The following is an 18,207-nucleotide window of genomic DNA, read 5'->3' as shown; positions in this document are numbered from 1 at the left end:
GGCCGGGCGGACTGGAACGGGGTGCGGCGGAACTGCGCCGGTGGGTAGGGGAATGAGAGGGATAAGACCCCGGCTGCTCTAGACTGGCCAGGTTCACGACTTCGACAGTTAAGGGGAACCCCGTGGCCTACTCCGGTCCGTTCCAGCCCGGCGACCGGGTCCAGCTCACCGACGCCAAGCGCAGGCACTACACCATCACCCTGGAGACAGGGGAGAGCTACTTCACCCACAAGGGGCAGATCAGGCACGACGACATCATCGGCAAGGACGAGGGAACCGTCGTGATGTCCCACGTCGGCGGCGAGTACCTGTGCTTCCGGCACCTCCTCGTCGACCACGTGCTCTCCATGCCGCGCGGTGCCGCGGTCATCTACCCCAAGGACGCCGCCCAGATCCTCGTCGAGGGCGACATCTTCCCCGGCGCCAAGGTCCTGGAGGCCGGTGCCGGCTCCGGTGCCCTGTCGATGACCCTGCTGCGCGCCATCGGTGACCACGGCAAGCTCATCTCCTACGAGATCCGCGAGGACCACCTCGACTACGCCGAGGACAACGTCACCGAGTACATGGGTGGCCACCCGGAGAACTGGGACCTGCGCCTCGGTGATCTCAAGGACGTCACCGTGGCGGACACCGACGGTCCCGTCGACCGCGTCATCCTCGACATGCTCGCCCCCTGGGAGTGCCTCGAGACCGTCCGCGACCTGCTGATCCCCGGCGGCGTCTTCATGACCTACGTGGCCACCGTGCCGCAGCTGATGAAGGTCATGGAGGGCATCCGCGAGCTCAGGTGCTTCACCGAGCCGAAGGCGTGGGAGTCCCTGGTCCGCGAGTGGAAGGTCGAGGGCCTGGCCACCCGCCCGGAGCACCGGATGAACGCCCACACCGCCTTCCTCGTCTGGGCCCGACGCCTCGCAGACGGCACCGTCGCCCCGCGTCCGCAGCGCCGGGCACGGAAGTAACACCCTGTTGACCGGTAGCGGCCAACACAGGGTTACCTCCCTTGTAGACTGTGGCCATGACCAACGGCCCGGCTAACCACACCACAGCAGACGCCCGCCCCGCAGGCACCGGCGGCCCCACCTCTCCCGTGGACTCTGGTCCCGAGTCCTACCGCCAGCTCCAGCTGGCCAACCGGACCCTCGGAACCCGCAACGCCAAGCTCACCGAGCTCCTCAAGGCCAGCCGTGACAAGCTCGACGAGCTCAACGGCCGACTGGACGCCCTGGCGGAGCCGCCCAGCACCTATGGCACCCTCCTGGAGACCGGCCCGGACGCCTTCACCGCCGAGGTCCACACCGCCGGCCGCCGGATGCGTCTGATGGTCAGCCCCAATGTCGACCGCATCGACCTGACCCCCGGCGCCCTGGTGCGTCTGGGGGAGGGCTCCCAGGTCGTCGAGGTGTGCGGCACCACCGACGCCGGTGACCTCGCCTCCGTCGTCGAGGTCATCGACGCGTCCCGCATCGTCGTCGCCGACAAACTCGGCGAGGAGTCCCTCATGAAATGCGCGGGTGCCCTGACCTCCGAAATCGAGGCGAAGCAGGTCGGCCCCGGCGACTCGGTCGTCGTCGACCGTCGCGCCGGGTACGCCTTCGAGGTCATCACCCGTGCCGAGGTGGAGAACCTGGTGCTCGAGGAGGTGCCGGACGTCGACTACTCCGACATCGGCGGACTGACCAGCCAGATCGAGCAGCTGCACGATGCGGTGGAGCTGCCGTTCCTGCACCCGGAGCTCTACCGGGACTACGGCCTGCTGCCGCCGAAGGGAGTGCTGCTCTACGGCCCTCCCGGCTGCGGTAAGACGCTGATCGCCAAAGCCGTGGCGTCGTCCCTGGCGCGTCGGATGGACGCCGCCGGCGAGGGATCGGCCGACGGCGGTACCGGTGGATCGCACTCCTACTTCCTCAACATCAAGGGCCCGGAGCTGCTCAACAAGTTCGTCGGTGAGACCGAACGACAGATCCGCCTGATCTTCGAGCGGGCCCGCAAGATCGCCTCCGCCGGCGCCCCGGTGATCATCTTCTTCGACGAGATGGAGGCCATCTTCCGCACCCGTGGTACCGGTGTCTCCTCGGACGTGGAGTCCACGGTCGTACCGCAGCTGCTCGCCGAGATCGACGGTGTGGAGGGGCTGCGCAATGTCATCGTCATCGGTGCATCCAACCGTGAGGAGCTCATCGACCCGGCGATCCTGCGTCCCGGCCGCCTCGACGTGAAGATCCGGGTGCAGCGGCCTGACCGGGAAGCGTCCCTGGACATCCTCGGTAAGTACCTCACCGACGCGTTGCCCCTGGCATCCGGGACCACTGCCGCCGAACTGCGGGAACGGGTCGTCAACGGCCTGTTCTCCCACGCCCGGCCGTTTCTCACCCTGCACTTCTCCGACGGCTCCGCCCGCGACCTGTTCTACGGTGACTTCGCCTCGGGCGCGATGCTGGCAAATATCGTCGACCGGGCGAAGAAGTTCGCCATCAAGGACGCCCTGCGCGGCACCGGGTCCGGCATCTCCGCCGAGCACATCGACCTGGCGGTCGCCCAGGAGTGCCACGACAATGACGATCTGCCGGACACCACCAACCCGGCGGAGTGGGCCAGGATCTCCGGCCACAGTTCCCGTCGTGTGGTCGACATCACCGTCCACCGGCAGGAGGTCACCGTATGACCCCGAAGCGCATCATCGGGACCGAGACCGAGTTCGGGATCATCGCCCCCGACGAACCCACCGCCAGCCCGATCGACACCTCCACCCAGGCCGTGATCGCCTATGCAGCGTCCTCCGGTGCCGGGGTGAACCGACGGACCCGGTGGGACTACGCACAGGAGTCCCCGCTGCGTGACGTGCGTGGTTTCGACCTGCGCCGTTACCGCACCGCCCCGGTGATCGACCCGAACGCCCTGGGTAACGCCAACGTGGTCACCACCTCCGGGGCCCGGTTCTACGTCGACCACGCCCACCCCGAGTACTCCTCGCCGGAGACGACGGACGCCTGGGACGCGGTGATCTGGGACAAGGCCGGCGAACTGATGATGCATGAGGCCGCGGTAGCCTCCGGGCAGGTCGAGGACCAGCCCCGCCTGCAGATCCACAAGAACAACGTCGACGGCAAGGGCGCGTCCTACGGCGCCCACGAGAACTACCTCTACCCGCGCAGCTACGACGCCGAGGCGGTCCAGGCCGCCCTCATCCCGCACTTCGTCACCCGGCAGGTCTACACCGGTGCCGGACGCGTCGGGCTGGGGGAGTCCGGGCAGAATCCGGGCTTCCAGATCAGCCAGCGTGCCGACTACATCGAGACGACCGTCTCCCTGGAGACCACGCTGAACCGCGGCATCATCAACACCCGCGATGAGCCGCACTCCGGCTCGGACTGGGCACGGATGCACGTCATCATCGGGGACGCCAACCTCTCGGAGTTCGCGACTTTCCTCAAGATCGGAACCACCGCCCTGGTGCTCGACGCCGTCGGCGCCGGGGTCGACTTCTCCGACATCGCCCTCTACGAACCGGTGGCGGCGGTCCGCGAGATTTCCCGTGACCTGGAGTGCACCCACCCGGTGCGGCTCTACGGCAACCGGGAGATGACCGCGGTGCAGATCCAGCAGGAGATCCGGAACCGGGTCACCGAAGCGCTGGCCGACAGCCTCGTCGGGCACGACCAGCTGGTCCTCGACGTGTGGGGCGACATCCTCGACGATCTTGCCGGGGACCCGATGACCACCTCGGACCGTCTGGACTGGACGGCGAAGCTGTCGCTGCTCAACGCCTACCGGGCCCGCGGCCTGGAGTGGACCGATCCTCGCCTGGCGATGGTCGACATCCAGTACCACGACATCGACCCGGCGAAGGGCCTCTACAACGCGCTGGTACGCAAGGGTCGGATCCGTACCCTGGTTCCGCCCGAGGAGGTCCGCGCCGCGGTGACCACACCGCCGACCACCACCCGTGCCTGGCTGCGTGGAGAAGTCGCCCGCCGGTTCCCGGACCAGCTTCTCGCCGCGAACTGGGACTCGCTGATCCTCGACGTCCCCTGCGCCGGCTCGTCCGCGACCCGCGTCCTGCTGTCGGACCCCTCCCGCGCCACTGCGGCGGAGCTGGAGGACGCCCTGGCGACTGTCACCGACGCCGCCGGCCTCATCGCCGTGCTCACGGAGATCATGCCGGAGAGTGTCCTCGGCCTCGATTGAGCGGCCGACTGCTAGCCTGAAGAACGTTGACACACACTAACCAGAACAACCGGGAGATGTTTCACAGATGACCAGCGGCGGACAGGGCCAGATCCACGGTGGACGAGGACGCGACGAGGGCACGACGCCCGATGACGTCACCGCCTCCGGGCAGGAGCAGCTCAAGGTCAGCGGTACCGACGACCTGCTCGACGAGATCGACGGGCTGCTCGAGTCGAACGCCGAGGAGTTCGTGAAGTCCTATGTGCAGAAGGGCGGAGAGTGAGCACCGTCCACACGCGCCGGATCACCGGTCTGGAGACCGAGTTCGGCATCACCAGTGTCCTGGACTCGCACCGCAGGCTCGGCCCGGACGAGGTGGCCCGTTACCTGTTCGCCCCGGTGGTCGACCGGTACCGCAGTTCGAACATCTACTGGCGCAACGGTTCGCGGGTCTACCTCGATGTCGGCGCGCACCCCGAGTACGCCACCGCCGAGTGTGACTCGCTGCACCAGCTCGTCGCCTACGACCGTTCCGGGGAGGTCATCTTCCACCGGCTCGCCGAGCAGTGTGAGCGGACGCTCGCCGAGCGCGGTATCGGCGGCAAGGTCTACCTGCTGAAGAACAACACCGACTCCCTCGGCAACTCCTACGGCTGCCACGAGAACTTCCTGGTCAGCCGGGATGTTCCACTGAAGGCACTATCCGCCCAGCTGCTGCCCTTCCTCGTCACCCGCCAGCTGATCTGCGGCGCGGGGAAGATCAGTGTGCCGTCCCCCGGTGCCCCCAACGAGAACTTCGGACCGGGGTTCTGCCTCTCGCAGCGCTCCGACCATGTCTGGGAAGGGGTCTCCTCGGCGACGACCCGGTCCCGGCCGATCATCAACACCCGTGACGAGCCCCATGCGGACTCGGCCCGGTACCGCCGGCTGCACGTCATCGTAGGTGACTCGAACATGTCCGAGACCACCACGGCGCTGAAGGTCGGCTCCGCCCTCCTGGTCCTCGAAATGATCGAGGCGGGGGTGGAGCTGCCGGACTTCGAGCTGTCCAACGAGATCCGGTCGATCCGGGAGATCTCCCGCGACTTCAGCGGCTCCACCCCGCTGGACCTGCGCAACGGCGGCACTGTCACGGCACTGGCGATCCAGCAGGCCTTCCACGCCGCCGCCGTCGACTGGCTCAACCAGCGCGGGGAGGACGGCACCGGCACACCGAACTCGCAGCTCGCCGACGTCGTCGACCTGTGGGGACGCGTCCTCGACTGCTTCGGCACCGGTGACTTCTCCCCGGTGGACACCGAGATCGACTGGGTGATCAAGAAGTCGCTCATCGACGCGGTCGCCGAGCGCGGCAACCTGGGGATCACCGATCCACGTCTCGCTCAGATCGACCTGACCTACCACGACATCAATCCGGACCGCGGCCTGTTCCACCTGCTGGTACGCCGTGGTCGGGCGAAGACGCTCATCGACCCGGCGGAGATCCTCGCCGCCACCGAGCAGGCGCCGGCGACGACCCGTGCCGCGGTCCGCGGAAAGTTCCTCCACGCCGCCGAGGAGTCCACCCGGCAGACGACGGTCGACTGGACCCGCCTGAAGGTCAACGGCGAGGGCGGGGGAGAGCTGCTGCTCCCGGACCCGTTCTGCACCGGGTCACCCGAGATCGACGCCGCCCTGGCCGACCTCACCGACCTGCTCGCCGAGGCGCCGGCGTGAGTTCCCGCAACCGACCGGTCAAGGTCTACTGGGAGGACGCGGCCTCCCGGATCCTCAACCTGCTGATCACCCTGTCGGACGAGCCGAAGTTCCGGTCGACAGCGTGGATCGGTGCCAAAGTCGACGGCTACTCCGGGGCACCGGACACGGTCCGTAAGCAGCTGGAACGTGACCGGGCCCTGCTCGCCGACCTGGGTGTGCGGCTGGAGGAGAAGAGCACGCCTGACGATGACGGGCAGATCGAGAAGCTCTACCGACTCGACACCGCCTCCTCCTACCTGCCCACCGTGCAGTTCACCCCGGGGCAGTGGGATGCGGTCGCCGCGGCCGGGCGCTGGGCGATGGAAGACAACCTGGCGGAGGCGGTACAGGCTGCGGTGGTCAAACTGACCCCGGCCAGTCCGCTGGACGCCGGTCACGGCGTCGCCCCGGTCGTCGGTGCGGTCCCGGACTCCACCGACCTCACCGACACGGATGTCCGTCGGCTGCGCCACGCCCTCGACCACCGGCTGCGGCTGCGGTTCCACTACTGGCCCCGGCTGACCGCCGACGCACAGGAGCGCACCCTGGAACCCTGGGGTGTCGCCGCCGTCGACGGCCGGCTGTTCCTCACCGGCTTCGACGTCGACCGGGGTGCCCAGCGCACCTTCCGGCTCTCCCGTATCGCCGATCTGGAGATCGTCGAGGAGTTCTGTGCCTGGCCGGTACCGGACAGGCCGGTCCGTGCCCTGGTCACGGAAGGACTTGAGGCGGCGTCCACCCTGGTCACCGCCCGTGTCCTCTTCCGCAGTGAGGGGGCACTGGAACTGCGTGCCCACGCCCACGGTGACCCCGTGGCCCACGGCGAGGGCGAACTGCTCACCGTCGGCCCGGTCGACCGGACCTGGCTGGCACGCACCGCCGCCGCCTACGCACCGGACGCCGTCGTCCTCGATCCGCCGGACCTCGTCGACGACATCGTCGCCCGTCTGGAACGCGCCCACGATCTCCTGGGAGGAGCCCGATGACCACCCGCGCCGTACCACGGAAAGGGTCCCGGAAGAGCACCCTGATCCAGCTGCGCCGCGTTCTCTCGGTGCTGGCGTGGCTGCGTGCCCACCCGGACGCCTCCCTGATGACCACGGCGGACCGTTTCGGTGTCTCCGTGCCGCAGCTCACCGAGGAGCTGACCCGGGTCCAGGAGAGCGGACTGCCCGGGCTGCTGCCGGGCTCGCTGGTCGATCTCACGGTGACCGGGGCACGCGTCACACTCAACGACACCTTCGGGCTGGACAGACCCCTGGCGCTCACGGACGCAGAGGCCGACACCCTGCAGCTGAACCTGGAGAAGCTGGCCAGCATCCTCACCGACGGGGAACAGGATGATGCGGACACCGCGGCGACCAGGCTGCGGGCACTGGTGGAGACCGGTGAAGATTCCGGTGCAGATTCCGGGGACGTCGCCCCTGTGCGTCCGGCCGGCCCGGGAGCGGGTGTGCTCGCGCAGCTGCGCCGGGCGGTAGCCGCACGTCGGTGGGTGCGGTTCAGCTACCTGTCGGTCTCCTCCGACAGTCTCACCACCCGAGAGCTCATCCCCGATCAGGCCAGCGTCCTTGACGGTGTCGGTTACCTGTGGGGCCGCACCGACCCCGACCAGACGGCCGCGGACCAGCGGTGCTTCGCGGTGACCCGGATGGACACCGTGGAGATCCTGGACCGGCCCGCTCCCGCGGCGCTGCCCCGGGAGATCGACGCCGAGGACCCGTTCGGGTTCCGGACAGCCGAGCAGTGGGCGGAACTGGAGCTCACCGAGGAGGCGATGTGGATGCTGGAGTACCTGCCGGTGTGGCACATCGACGGCACCCGGGTGGAGATCCCGGACACCGGCGCCTGGCTGGAACGGTTCATCCTCGCCTACGCCCCGGAGATCACGGCAGTGGTCCCGGACACACTCGCGGAACGGGTGGGGCAGCGGTCCGCCGCTGCATTGGCCGCGTACCGGCGACTGGCGTAACCTGACCCCTGTCACCTCCGGGCCCCGTCGGGTCCCGGACTCCCCAATGAAAGGCACTGACCCCATGGGTAACCTCGGATGGCCTGAGCTCCTCATCATCCTCGTGGTCCTCGTCCTCCTCTTCGGCGCCACCCGCCTGCCCAACATGGCACGTTCCCTGGGCCGCTCCATGCGCATCTTCAAGTCGGAGATGAAGGAGATGAAGAACGACGACCAGCCGGCCGTCGAGGCCCCGGCCAACTCTCCGGAGGCCGAGGCCGCCCGCCGTATCGCTGACCCGTCCTCCGCGGCCGATGACGCCGCCAAGGACGCACAGTCCCGGGAGTCCTAGACCCCGACAATGGCCACCACTGAACAGGCCGGAGGGCGCGCCGCGCGGCCCCGGCGTACCTCACGACGCAGGGTCCGCGCCGAGGGCGCGAACATGTCGCTCGTCGAGCACCTCAAGGAGCTGCGTCGCCGCCTGCTCATCGCCCTGGTGGCGATCGGGGTCGGCACCGTCCTGGGCTACCTCTGGTACGACGTGTCGATCCTGGGGACCCCGAGTCTCGGCGACATCCTCAAGGAGCCGTACTGCCAGCTGCCGCCGGAGTCCCGCTTCGGTGGAAGCGACGGTGAGTGCCGACTGCTGGCGACCAGCCCCTTCGAGATGTTCATGCTGCGCCTCAAGGTCGGTTTCATGGTCGGTCTGGTGCTCTCCGCACCGGTCTGGTTCGGCCAGATCTGGGGGTTCATCACCCCGGGACTGAAGAAGAACGAGAAGCGCTGGACCCGCAGCTTCGCCTCCATCGCCACTCTGCTCTTCGCGTTCGGCGCCGTGCTGGCCTACTTCGTCCTCTCCTTCGGACTGGAGTTCCTGCTCACCATCGGTGACAATGCCCAGATTGCCGCACTCAACGGTACGGAGTACTTCAGCTTCGCCCTGGCACTGCTGTTCATCTTCGGGGTGAGTTTCGAGGTCCCGCTGATCACCGCGATGCTGAACATCGTCGGGATCCTGCCGTACCAGGTGCTCAAGGAGAAGCGCCGGATCATCATCATGGTCCTGTTCGTCTTCGCCGCTTTCATCACCCCCGGCCAGGACCCGGTCTCGATGGTCATCCTCGCGCTCTCCCTGTGCCTGATGATGGAGATCGCCACCCAGTTCGCCCGGATCAACGACAAGCGCCGGGCGAAGAAGGCGGGGCTGTCCCCGGACGCCTTCTTCACCGACGACCTCGATGACGAGGAGGGCTCGCACATCGGACCCGCCTCTCCGCTGGGTTCCGACGGTGGCCCGGAGTCTCCGACCCCGGTCACCCCGTCCCGCCCGGTGAACGCCAGCAGCAGGGAGCGTATCCGCGACGACTCCGGCCGTGCGCCGGGCGAGGGCACCGGCTACGGCAGCAGCTACGATTCCGGGGATCTCGATGACATCCTCTGAGTCCGGTTGCGCGCCCCTGCCCGACCCTCTTCCCGCCTCCGTCACCGACTTCGCCGATGACTACGGCTTCCCGCTCGACGACTTCCAGGTGCGGGCCGCCTGCGCGGTGGAAGCCGGACGCGGCGTCCTCGTGTGTGCCCCCACCGGCTCCGGCAAGACCGTCGTCGGCGAGTTCGCCGTCCACCTGGCTCTGGAACGTGGAGGAGCATGCTTCTACACCACCCCGGTCAAGGCGCTGAGCAACCAGAAGTTCCACGACCTCGTCGCCCGCCACGGGGAGGATCACGTCGGTCTGCTCACCGGCGACGTCAGCATCAACGGGAACGCGCCGATCGTCGTCATGACGACCGAGGTGCTGCGCAACATGGTCTACGCCGGCTCCCACCGGTTGGACAACCTCACCCACGTCGTCATGGACGAGGTCCACTTCCTCGCCGATCCCTCCCGTGGGCCGGTGTGGGAGGAGGTCATCCTCAACCTCGATCCGTCGGTGGTGCTGGTCAGCCTGTCGGCGACGGTGAGCAATGCCGAGGAGTTCGGCGGCTGGCTCACCACCGTGCGTGGTGAGACCGACCTCATCATCACCACCCACCGGCCGGTGCCGCTGGACCAGTTCATGATGGTCGACAAGCAGATCCTGCCGCTCAACGACCCGAAGCACCCGGAGGAGGCCAACCGCGCGGTCGTCGCCGCCGCGGCGCGGGCCGAGGAGACCGGACGACGCACCGGACCGAAGCGCACCGATGTCGTGCACAGGATGGGTGCGGCCGGGATGCTCCCGGCGATCTACTTCATCTTCTCGCGGGCAGGCTGCGACGGCGCGGTCCGTCAGCTCCTGGTGGACCGGGTGCGACTGACCACGGACGCCGACCGGGACGAGATCCTGCGCACCGTCGACGAGGGAGTGCAGGACATCCCCACCGACGACCTCGGCGTCCTCGGGTTCCGCCAGTGGCGCCGCGCGCTGTCCAACGGCTACGCCGCCCACCACGCCGGCATGCTGCCGGCCTTCCGGCACATCGTGGAGGACCTGTTCACCCGCGGGCTGCTCAAGGTCTGCTTCGCCACGGAGACCCTGGCCCTGGGCATCAACATGCCCGCCCGGTCGGTCGTGCTGGAGAAGCTCGTCAAGTACAACGGTGAGGCCCACGTCGAACTGACTCCGGGTCAGTACACGCAGCTCACCGGCCGTGCCGGACGCCGTGGCATCGACACGCAGGGCAATGCGGTGGTGCTGTGGAGCAGGGGCGTCGAACCCCACTCCGTCGCGCATCTCGCCGGCACCCGCACCTACCCGCTGGACTCGATCTTCCGGCCCGGTTACAACATGGCGGTGAACCTCATCGCCACCAAGGGGTACACGGACGCCCAGCGGATCCTGGACCGCTCCTTCGCCCAGTACCAGACAGCCACGCACGTGGTGGAGCAGGCCACGCAGCTCACCCGGCGGCGTCGGGACCTCGCCGGTCTGGAGAAGGACCTGGCCGCTGAACTGCGCAGCCGGCACACCAAACTCACCGCAACCGACGTCATCGAGTACGCGGGACTGCGCCGCGATCTGAACCTGGCAGAGCGCAAGGCGAAGCGTGATTCAGGCAACCAGCGGGAGAAGGAGATCTCCAACCTGCTGTCCTCGCTGAGCGTGGGCGACATCATCGCCCTGCCGACCGGTAACAACCCGGACATCGCGGTGGTGGTGCGCTCTGATTCGGACCACCGTCACCCACGGCCGTGGATCGTCGTCGAGGACGGCTGGTGCGGCCCGGTCGCACCCGGGTCCTTCGGCAATGTGCCGGTGCCGCTGGGGCACATGAAGCTCCACAAGAACGCCGGACGCTCGCCGAAGCGCAATGCCCGGGCGGTGGCGTCCAACCTGCGCCGTGAGCGCGTCGAGCGGCCGAAGAAGCTGAAGAGGAAGGCCGGAGGCGGCTCCTCGCGGGAGGCCGCGGTGCTGCGCGACAAGGTGCACATTCACCCGGTGCATGCGCTGCGCAACCGCGAGGATCTGGTGCGCCCGGCCGAGCGTGTCGTCGCCGCGCGCCGGACCCTGGACCGTGAACTGGAGGCCGTCACACCGGACTCCGAGACCCTCTCGGCGACCTTCGACCACATCCTCGACCTGCTCGCCGAGCTCGACTACGTGGAGTACAGCGGGTCTGTCACCGCCGCCGACCGCGAGGGCCTGCAGGTCACGGCTGAGGGGCACCGGCTGTCCCGGATCCACCATGAGTCGGATCTGCTGGTCGCCCAGTGCCTGCGTCGTGGGATCTGGGACGACCTGGATCCGGCGGAACTCGCGGCGGCGGTCTCGACCGTCGTCTTCGAGAACCGTCGCGAGGCCACCGGACGCCACACCACCGAAGTCCCGACCGAGGCGCTGGCTGCGGCGGTGACCGCTGTGGGACGCATCCATGGCGAGCTCGTCAGTGACGAGGAACGCCACGGCCTGCCGTTGACCCGTGAACCGCAGACCGGATTCGCCACCGCCCTGCACCAGTGGACCGCGGGTGCCCCGCTGGACTACTGCCTGCGGGCGGCGGAGGCCGCCGGCGCACAGCTCACCCCGGGTGACTTCGTGCGCTGGTGTACCCGGGTCATCGACCTGCTGGAGCAGATCAAGCACACCGGTTACGCGGCCTCCGTGAAGGCAGCGGCGCGCAAGGCGGTGCCGGCGATCCGGCGTGGTGTGGTGGAGCTCGGCGCGACGTCGTAGCGGGGTCGTAGAGTGGGGGACCATGACTGTCCCGTTCCCTCTGACGACCTACACCGCCCGGCTCAACGCCGTCGCCGCACTGCTTGCCGAGCAGCACATCGACGCCGCAGTACTCACCCCCGGCGCAGACCTGCGGTTCCTGCTGGCCAGCGACATCGACACCCACGAGCGTTTCTCCGCCCTCGTCATCACACCGACGACCCGCCGCATCGTCGTCCCTGCGGTGGACGCCGCCGCGCTGCGCACCGGTGTCGCCGGGGCCGTCGGCGTCGAGGTCGTGCCGTGGAATGACGGGGACGACGCCCTCGCCCTCGCCGTCGGTGACCTCGCCGACTCTGCCGCAACCGCGACCGTCGCGGTGTCCGGCGAGATGCCCGCCAATCACCTGCTGAACCTCCAGGCCCGGGGTCTGACCACGGTCAACGCCACCGCGGTGCTGCGCGACGTCTTCATGGTCAAGGATGAGGCCGAGATCGCCGAGCTGCGACGCGCCGGCACCGCCATCGACGAGGTGCACCGACAGGTCCCCGGCCTGCTGCGCGCCGGACGGACCGAACGGGAGGTCGCCGAAGACCTGGAGAAGCTCATTCTGGCCGAACATGTCACCGTGGACTTCATCATCGTCGGCTCAGGCCCGCACGGTGCCGACCCGCACCACGACTTCTCCGACCGCGTCATCGGGGACGGGGAGATCGTGGTCATCGACATCGGCGGAACGCTGGACACGGGCTACCACTCCGACTGCACCCGCACCTACATCGTCGGCCCGGTGGAGTCCGCCCGTCCGGACCAGACCGAGGCATACCGCGTCCTCCACGATGCACAGCAGGCAGGGCTGAACGCCGCGAAGCCTGGTGTCACCGCCCATGAGCTGGACAAGGTCGTCCGGGACGTCATCGACGCCGCCAGCTACAGCGGGTTCTACACCCACCGCACCGGCCACGGCATCGGTTTGTCGGGTCACGAGGAACCGTTCATCATCGCCGGCAACGACCTGCCGCTGGTAGAGGGGATGGCGTTCTCCATCGAGCCGGGAATCTACATCCCGGACGACTGGGGAGCCCGTATCGAGGACATCGTGGTGATGACGACCGACGGCTGCGAGCCAGTCAACCTGACCACCCATGACCTGGTCCCGACCGGGGCCACTGCAGAAGACAGAGGAGTCAACGCATGAGCCGCATCGTCCTGTTCGGCGCGACCAGTGAGATCGGTGGGGAGATCATCACCCGCCTGGCCTCCGGCAACGACATCGTGCTGGCCGCACGGCGTCCTGAGGCTCTGACCGACCTGGAGGACGCCTGCCGTGGCGCGGGTGCGAACGATGTGGAAACCGTCTTCTTCGATGCCGGAGATGTCGACGCCCAGGCGTCCGTCATCGACGACATCGAGTCCCGCGGAGCCCTCGACACCGCGATCGCCGCATTCGGTGTCCTCGGTGACCAGGAACTCGCCGAGCGCGACGGTGGGGAAGTGGCGCGCATCCTGCACACCGACTTCACCGCGCAGGCGGTACTGCTCACGGAGCTTTCCGAGCGGATGAAGGCGCGGGGACGTGGCGACCTGGTGGCGTTCTCGTCGATCGCCGGGGCCCGGGTGCGGCGTCCCAACTACGTCTACGGTTCGGCGAAGGCGGGCCTCGACGGGTTCTGCCAGGGCATGCAGGACGCACTGCGCGGCACGGGTGTACGGCTGACGGTCATCCGCCCGGGCTTCGTCATCGGGAAGATGACCGAGGGCATGGATCCGGCACCGCTGTCGGTCACCCCTGATGTGGTGGCCGAGGCGGTGGTCAAGGCACTGAAAACCGGGACACCCGATGTGTGGGTGCCCCGGTCTCTGAGCGTGCTGGCGATGGTGATGCGCCTGGTGCCGCGGTTCCTCTGGCGGCGTGCGCCGCGGTAGTGCGGGGCCCCGGATCAGACCCGGATCAGAACCTGGTGATCTCGTAGAACACGGAACGCAGCAGGGCGAGCACCGAGAAGAGCACGGTGGCTCCACCGACCACGGCGACGCCGCACTTGATGATCTCGCCGAAGACAATGCTGTCGGAGCTGATACCGCCGCAGTTGTCGTCGAGGGAGCCCTGGACGGAACCCTCGACGTCAGCGGAGGAGGTCGGCAGGTCGCCGGTGCTGGAGCTCGGAAGAGAGCTGTCGGCGGTGGAGGAGGTCGTCTCGGCGACGGCGGGGGCTGCCACAGCGCCACCGAAGGCGGTGGCTGCGGCAAGAGTCAGGGCGAGGCTGCGGCGGCGCAGTCCGGTCATTGGTGGACCTTTCGTCATAATTGTCTGTGAATCAATTCTCCTATCGTATCCGGTCACGCCGGCGTTAGTACCCCCCGGTACAGTGGTAGGCATGCTGCGCGCCTTTCCCCTGATCTACCTTGTCGCCGAGGTCGTGTTCTTCATCCTGCTCGGACAGTGGATCGGCTTCGGGTGGGCGTTCCCGCTCCTCATCTTCTCCCCGTTCATCGGATTCCTCCTGGCACGTGGGTCTTTCCGTCGGATGCGGGCGCGTATCCCGTCCCAGCGGTCGACCTCGAAGTCGACCGACACCTTCACCGCAGACATCGCGGTCTCGGTGATCACCGGAATCCTGCTGGTCACCCCCGGCATCCTCACGTTCGTCTTCGGCCTGTTCCTGCTGCTGCCGCCGGTACGCTCGCTGCTGGCGTCCCGCCTGGGCAACTCCCTGGGGCTGCGCGTCATGTCACTGGGCGAGCGCTTCACGGTCGGTGGTGCGTCCTTCCGTCCGGGTGGTACCGGCCAGGCGACGGGGGAGGACGCCGGCTCCACCGGAGGCTGGGGAGACATCATCGACCACCGGTCCACGGAGTTCGACGATGACCCGGGGACCGGCAGTGACCGCACCGGTGGAACCCGGGGAAGCGACCGGTGAGCCGGAACGCCCGGTGGACCAGACCTGACCGACGCACCGTCCTCCGCTTTGTCCTGCTGACACTGGCCGCAGTCGCTGCCGGCATCGCCCAGTTCGCCTCCTACCAGCCGACCGGGCTGTGGTGGGCCGCGCCGCTGGGGCTCGGCGTCCTCTTCGTGGCTGTCGACCACATCCCGACCGGTACGGACCGGCCGGTCCGGTGGATCATGTGGCTGACCTGGATCCAGGGGCTGGCCTGCTACCTGTTCCTGCTGCCGTGGGTCGGCAAGTACGTCGGCGCCATCGCCTGGCTGGGGCTCTCGCTCGTCGAGTCGCTGTACTGCCTTGCCTTCGGCGCGGGGCTGGCCTTCCTGCTGCGCAAGTGTCCACGCCACCCCATGCTGCTGGTTGCCGTCCCCGCCTGGTACGTCGCCGTGGAGTGGGTGCGCGTCAACTGGCCCTTCGGCGGCTTCGGCTGGGTCCGGCTGGCCTGGGGGCAGCTCGGCGGCCCGCTGGCCCAGTGGATCAGCATCGCCGGACCCACCCTCGTCGCCTTCGCTGTCGTCCTCACCGGCTATGCGCTGAGCCTGCTCGTGCACCGACGGTGGATCAGCGGGGCCGTTCCGGTCGCGCTGACCGTCATCGGTGGCCTGCTCATCCCGGTGGTCTCCCCGGTGTGGTCTGACGGCGATGACACTCCGACTCTCAATATCGCCGCTGTCCAGGGCAACGTGCCCCGGCTGGGTCTGGACTTCAACGCCCAACGGGAGGCGGTGCTCAACAACCACGTCCGGGTCTCCCGGGAGCTCGCCGACGAGGTCGCCGCCGGTGAACGTGCCCAACCGGACCTGGTCGTCTGGCCGGAGAACGCCTCCGACGTCGACCCGTACCGCAGCCAGGAGGCCTACGACAAGATCCAGGATGTCGCCGCACAGCTCGGCGCACCGGTCCTCGTCGGTGCGGTGACCCGAGACGATGTCGGCGCCCGCAACGCGATCATCGTCTGGGATCCGGAGGACGGCCCCGGCCAGCAGCACGTCAAGAAGTACCTGCAGCCCTTCGGCGAGTACATGCCGTTGAAGGACCTGCTGCGCCACGTCAGCTCCTACGTCGACATGGCCGGCGACTTCAAACCCGGTGACGGCAACAACACGGTGGACGCCGCGGGGGAGACCCTCGGCGTCGCAACCTGCTACGAGGTCTCCTTCGACGAGGCCTACCGTGACTCGGTGCGCAACGGTGCGACGATCTTCACCAGCCCGACGAACAACGCCACCTTCGGCACCACCGACATGACCTTCCAGCAGCTGGCGATCAACCGGATGCGGGCGATCGAGTACGACCGTGCCGTCGTCGTCGCCGCGACCTCGGGCGTGTCCGCGATCGTCAACCCCGACGGTACCGTCGATCAGCGCACGACGATCTTCCGGGAGGGTCTGTTGCAGGCCGATGTTCCGGTGCGGGATACTGAGACGTTGTCTGCACGTGTCGGTCCTGTCGTCGAGTGGATCCTCGCCGCCCTGGGCGCCGTCGCCGTCGCAGCCGCCTACATCACGACCCGCACCACCCGCTCAAACCAACCCGCCCGCACGCGTACGAAGAGGTAGCCAGTGTCCAAGCCCAGCGACAGAACCCTCGTCATCATCCCGACCTTCAACGAGAAGGAGAACCTGCCCCTGATCATCGGTCGGGTGCGGGACGCCGAGCCGGACCGGGTGGACATCCTCGTCGTCGACGACAACAGCCCCGACGGGACCGGAGAGCTCGCCGACGAGATGGCTGCCGCCGACAGTCACATCAACGTCCTGCACCGCGCCGGCAAGGGCGGACTGTGCGGCGCATACATCGCCGGTTTCCGGTGGGGTCTGGACGCCGGTTACGACGTCATCTGCGAGATGGACGCCGACGGCTCCCATGCGCCCGAGCAGCTGCACCTGCTGCTGGAGCAGGTGGACGCCGGCGCAGACCTCGTCATCGGTTCGCGCTACATCAAGGGTGGCCGAACCGTGAACTGGCCGTGGTTCCGGTGGGTGCTGTCCAAGGGTGGCAACCTCTACATCTCCCTGGCACTCGGCGCCGGTCTGTCGGACATGACCGCCGGCTACCGTGCCTACCGTCGCAGCCTCATCGAGGAGTTCAACCTCGACGAGCTGTCGAACGCCGGGTACATCTTCCAGGTCGATCTGGCGTGGCGCGCGGTGCAGGCGGGAGCGGTCATCCGTGAGGTGCCGATCACCTTCACCGAGCGGGTCATCGGGGAGTCCAAGCTGGACGGCAGTTTCGTCAAGGACAGCCTGCTGGTCGTCACGAAGTGGGGCCTTGCCCACCGCTGGAGCCAGGCCAAGGGGCTGGTGGCGTCCCTGAACAAGAAGCTGGGACGCCGGTAGCGGGTTCCTCCGGGCAGAGATCAGCCCCCGCACCCGGTACCGGGTGCGGGGGCTGATCCTGTGTGCGCGGAAGGCGAGGCGCAGATGCCGCGGGGGAGAACCCTAGGACTGCCCCTCCTGCTCCTTGAGCAGTTTCATGGCGTTGCGGCGCCGCTTACGCAGCAGTTCGATACGCTCGTCGAGGAGGACATCGAGCTCCTCGATGGACCGCCGCTCGCGCAGCATGTCCCAGTGGGTACGTGGTGGCTTTACGGGCTTGGCCTCCTGGCCTTCGCCCTCCACCAGCTTGCCCAGCTGGCCGTTCTTGCACATCCACTCGTTAGGGAGTTCGGCGTCATCGGCGAACGGGACCTCGAAGATCTCGCCGGACTCCGTCCGGTACTTCGCCATGTTGCGTGGGGCCAGGTCATGGTCACGGTCCGTCTCATAGGAGACGGCGCCCATCCTGCTTCCGCGGAGAACGCGATCTGCCATCGCTGCATCATCCTTCCGGTCTCTCGCGTATTGTCAACCTCATAATGTTACCCCATATTCCCGAAAGTTCACACCGTCGCCCCGGGAGCGCAGAGCACTGTGCCTGGTGCGGCCGGGAACTCGTGCAGACCGGTAGTGGGCGTCGTCGTCGCTACTGCGGTCAGTCCTGCCGACAGCGCGCCTATGAGCAGCGCCGTGACCTCGCCGGGACGACAGTGCCGGCCGACGCACTGATCCTGCCGCGGTCGGCCGCCGAGGACCTCACCGACCGGCTCTTCGAACTCCGGTGCGGCGCCGAGGACGTCGCTGCGGCGGTGGAGGCGGGGGAGGACGCCGAGGAGATCGCCGCGCTGTGCCGGGAGCTCGTGGATCTGGCGAGAGCCGCAGAGAAGATCCGGGGACGCGTGGATGACGCAGGTGCCACATAAGGGGTGGTTATGTCCCGATGCAGTTCC

The 18,207-nt window shown here is 68.1% G+C and carries 18 protein-coding genes; 16 read left to right on the top strand and 2 right to left on the bottom strand.

Annotated elements, in window-relative coordinates:
- Window positions 1-122: 122 nt before the first annotated feature.
- The 12 genes from Q0A27_RS04085 to Q0A27_RS04030 all read left to right on the top strand — a co-directional run bounded on the left by Q0A27_RS04085 (window position 123) and on the right by Q0A27_RS04030 (window position 13,917).
- Window positions 123-959, top strand: a complete 837-nt coding sequence (locus tag Q0A27_RS04085) for a tRNA (adenine-N1)-methyltransferase (protein WP_291473796.1) — start codon at window positions 123-125, stop codon at window positions 957-959.
- A 56-nt stretch (window positions 960-1,015) separates the two neighbouring features.
- Window positions 1,016-2,662 (top strand): proteasome ATPase, encoded by a 1,647-nt coding sequence (gene arc, locus Q0A27_RS04080; RefSeq protein ID WP_291473795.1) that lies wholly within the window; start codon window positions 1,016-1,018, stop codon window positions 2,660-2,662.
- Window positions 2,659-4,185, top strand: coding sequence for a depupylase/deamidase Dop (dop, locus tag Q0A27_RS04075; protein WP_291473794.1), 1,527 nt, complete (start codon window positions 2,659-2,661; stop codon window positions 4,183-4,185). The genes arc and dop overlap by 4 nt, the downstream gene beginning before the upstream one ends.
- 67 nt (window positions 4,186-4,252) lie before the next feature.
- Window positions 4,253-4,450 (top strand): ubiquitin-like protein Pup, encoded by a 198-nt coding sequence (locus tag Q0A27_RS04070; RefSeq protein ID WP_014009939.1) that lies wholly within the window; start codon window positions 4,253-4,255, stop codon window positions 4,448-4,450.
- Window positions 4,447-5,883, top strand: coding sequence for a Pup--protein ligase (gene pafA, locus Q0A27_RS04065; protein WP_291473793.1), 1,437 nt, complete (start codon window positions 4,447-4,449; stop codon window positions 5,881-5,883). Before Q0A27_RS04070 ends, pafA begins: the two co-directional genes overlap by 4 nt.
- Window positions 5,880-6,890, top strand: a complete 1,011-nt coding sequence (locus Q0A27_RS04060; protein ID WP_291473792.1) for a WYL domain-containing protein — start codon at window positions 5,880-5,882, stop codon at window positions 6,888-6,890. The genes pafA and Q0A27_RS04060 overlap by 4 nt, the downstream gene beginning before the upstream one ends.
- Window positions 6,887-7,876, top strand: a complete 990-nt coding sequence (locus Q0A27_RS04055) for a YafY family protein (RefSeq protein ID WP_291473791.1) — start codon at window positions 6,887-6,889, stop codon at window positions 7,874-7,876. Before Q0A27_RS04060 ends, Q0A27_RS04055 begins: the two co-directional genes overlap by 4 nt.
- 64 nt (window positions 7,877-7,940) lie before the next feature.
- Window positions 7,941-8,207, top strand: coding sequence for a Sec-independent protein translocase subunit TatA (gene tatA / locus Q0A27_RS04050; RefSeq protein WP_291473790.1), 267 nt, complete (start codon window positions 7,941-7,943; stop codon window positions 8,205-8,207).
- Between the two features lie 93 nt (window positions 8,208-8,300).
- Window positions 8,301-9,299: a twin-arginine translocase subunit TatC gene (gene tatC, locus Q0A27_RS04045; RefSeq protein WP_291473887.1), complete on the top strand. Its 999-nt coding sequence runs from the start codon at window positions 8,301-8,303 to the stop codon at window positions 9,297-9,299.
- A complete protein-coding gene (locus Q0A27_RS04040; RefSeq protein WP_291473789.1) occupies window positions 9,286-12,012 on the top strand; it encodes a DEAD/DEAH box helicase in 2,727 nt (908 codons plus the stop codon). The genes tatC and Q0A27_RS04040 overlap by 14 nt, the downstream gene beginning before the upstream one ends.
- Window positions 12,013-12,034: 22 nt before the next feature.
- Window positions 12,035-13,189 (top strand): Xaa-Pro peptidase family protein, encoded by a 1,155-nt coding sequence (locus Q0A27_RS04035; RefSeq protein ID WP_291473788.1) that lies wholly within the window; start codon window positions 12,035-12,037, stop codon window positions 13,187-13,189.
- Window positions 13,186-13,917, top strand: coding sequence for an SDR family NAD(P)-dependent oxidoreductase (locus tag Q0A27_RS04030; RefSeq protein ID WP_291473787.1), 732 nt, complete (start codon window positions 13,186-13,188; stop codon window positions 13,915-13,917). Before Q0A27_RS04035 ends, Q0A27_RS04030 begins: the two co-directional genes overlap by 4 nt.
- A gap of 25 nt (window positions 13,918-13,942) precedes the next feature.
- On the opposite strand, the gene Q0A27_RS04025 is transcribed toward Q0A27_RS04030, so the two are convergent.
- The gene (locus Q0A27_RS04025) at window positions 13,943-14,278 is read right to left on the bottom strand and encodes a hypothetical protein (RefSeq protein ID WP_291473786.1); all 336 of its coding nucleotides are present in this window, start codon (window positions 14,276-14,278) and stop codon (window positions 13,943-13,945) included.
- A gap of 91 nt (window positions 14,279-14,369) precedes the next feature.
- Between Q0A27_RS04025 and Q0A27_RS04020 the strand changes: the two genes are divergently transcribed.
- Genes Q0A27_RS04020 through Q0A27_RS04010 form a run of 3 tightly spaced genes read left to right on the top strand, consistent with a single transcriptional unit; the run spans window position 14,370 to window position 17,278 of the window.
- A complete protein-coding gene (locus Q0A27_RS04020) occupies window positions 14,370-14,912 on the top strand; it encodes an FxsA family protein (RefSeq protein WP_291473785.1) in 543 nt (180 codons plus the stop codon).
- Window positions 14,909-16,498: an apolipoprotein N-acyltransferase gene (gene lnt / locus Q0A27_RS04015; protein ID WP_291473784.1), complete on the top strand. Its 1,590-nt coding sequence runs from the start codon at window positions 14,909-14,911 to the stop codon at window positions 16,496-16,498. Before Q0A27_RS04020 ends, lnt begins: the two co-directional genes overlap by 4 nt.
- 3 nt (window positions 16,499-16,501) lie before the next feature.
- A complete protein-coding gene (locus Q0A27_RS04010; protein ID WP_291473783.1) occupies window positions 16,502-17,278 on the top strand; it encodes a polyprenol monophosphomannose synthase in 777 nt (258 codons plus the stop codon).
- Window positions 17,279-17,380: 102 nt separating this feature from the next.
- Here the strand turns inward: Q0A27_RS04010 and Q0A27_RS04005 are convergent, their stop codons facing one another.
- The gene (locus Q0A27_RS04005) at window positions 17,381-17,752 is read right to left on the bottom strand and encodes an RNA polymerase-binding protein RbpA (RefSeq protein WP_291473782.1); all 372 of its coding nucleotides are present in this window, start codon (window positions 17,750-17,752) and stop codon (window positions 17,381-17,383) included.
- A gap of 44 nt (window positions 17,753-17,796) precedes the next feature.
- Here Q0A27_RS04005 and Q0A27_RS04000 point away from each other — a divergent pair, with 44 nt between their 5' ends.
- Entirely contained in the window at window positions 17,797-18,180 is a 384-nt protein-coding gene (locus Q0A27_RS04000) for a hypothetical protein (protein WP_291473781.1), read from the top strand.
- Window positions 18,181-18,207 lie beyond the last annotated feature (27 nt).

The organism is Corynebacterium sp., assembly GCF_022712275.1.
Classification (GTDB): Bacteria; Actinomycetota; Actinomycetes; order Mycobacteriales; family Mycobacteriaceae; genus Corynebacterium.
This window is presented reverse-complemented; position numbering and strand designations above follow the sequence as displayed.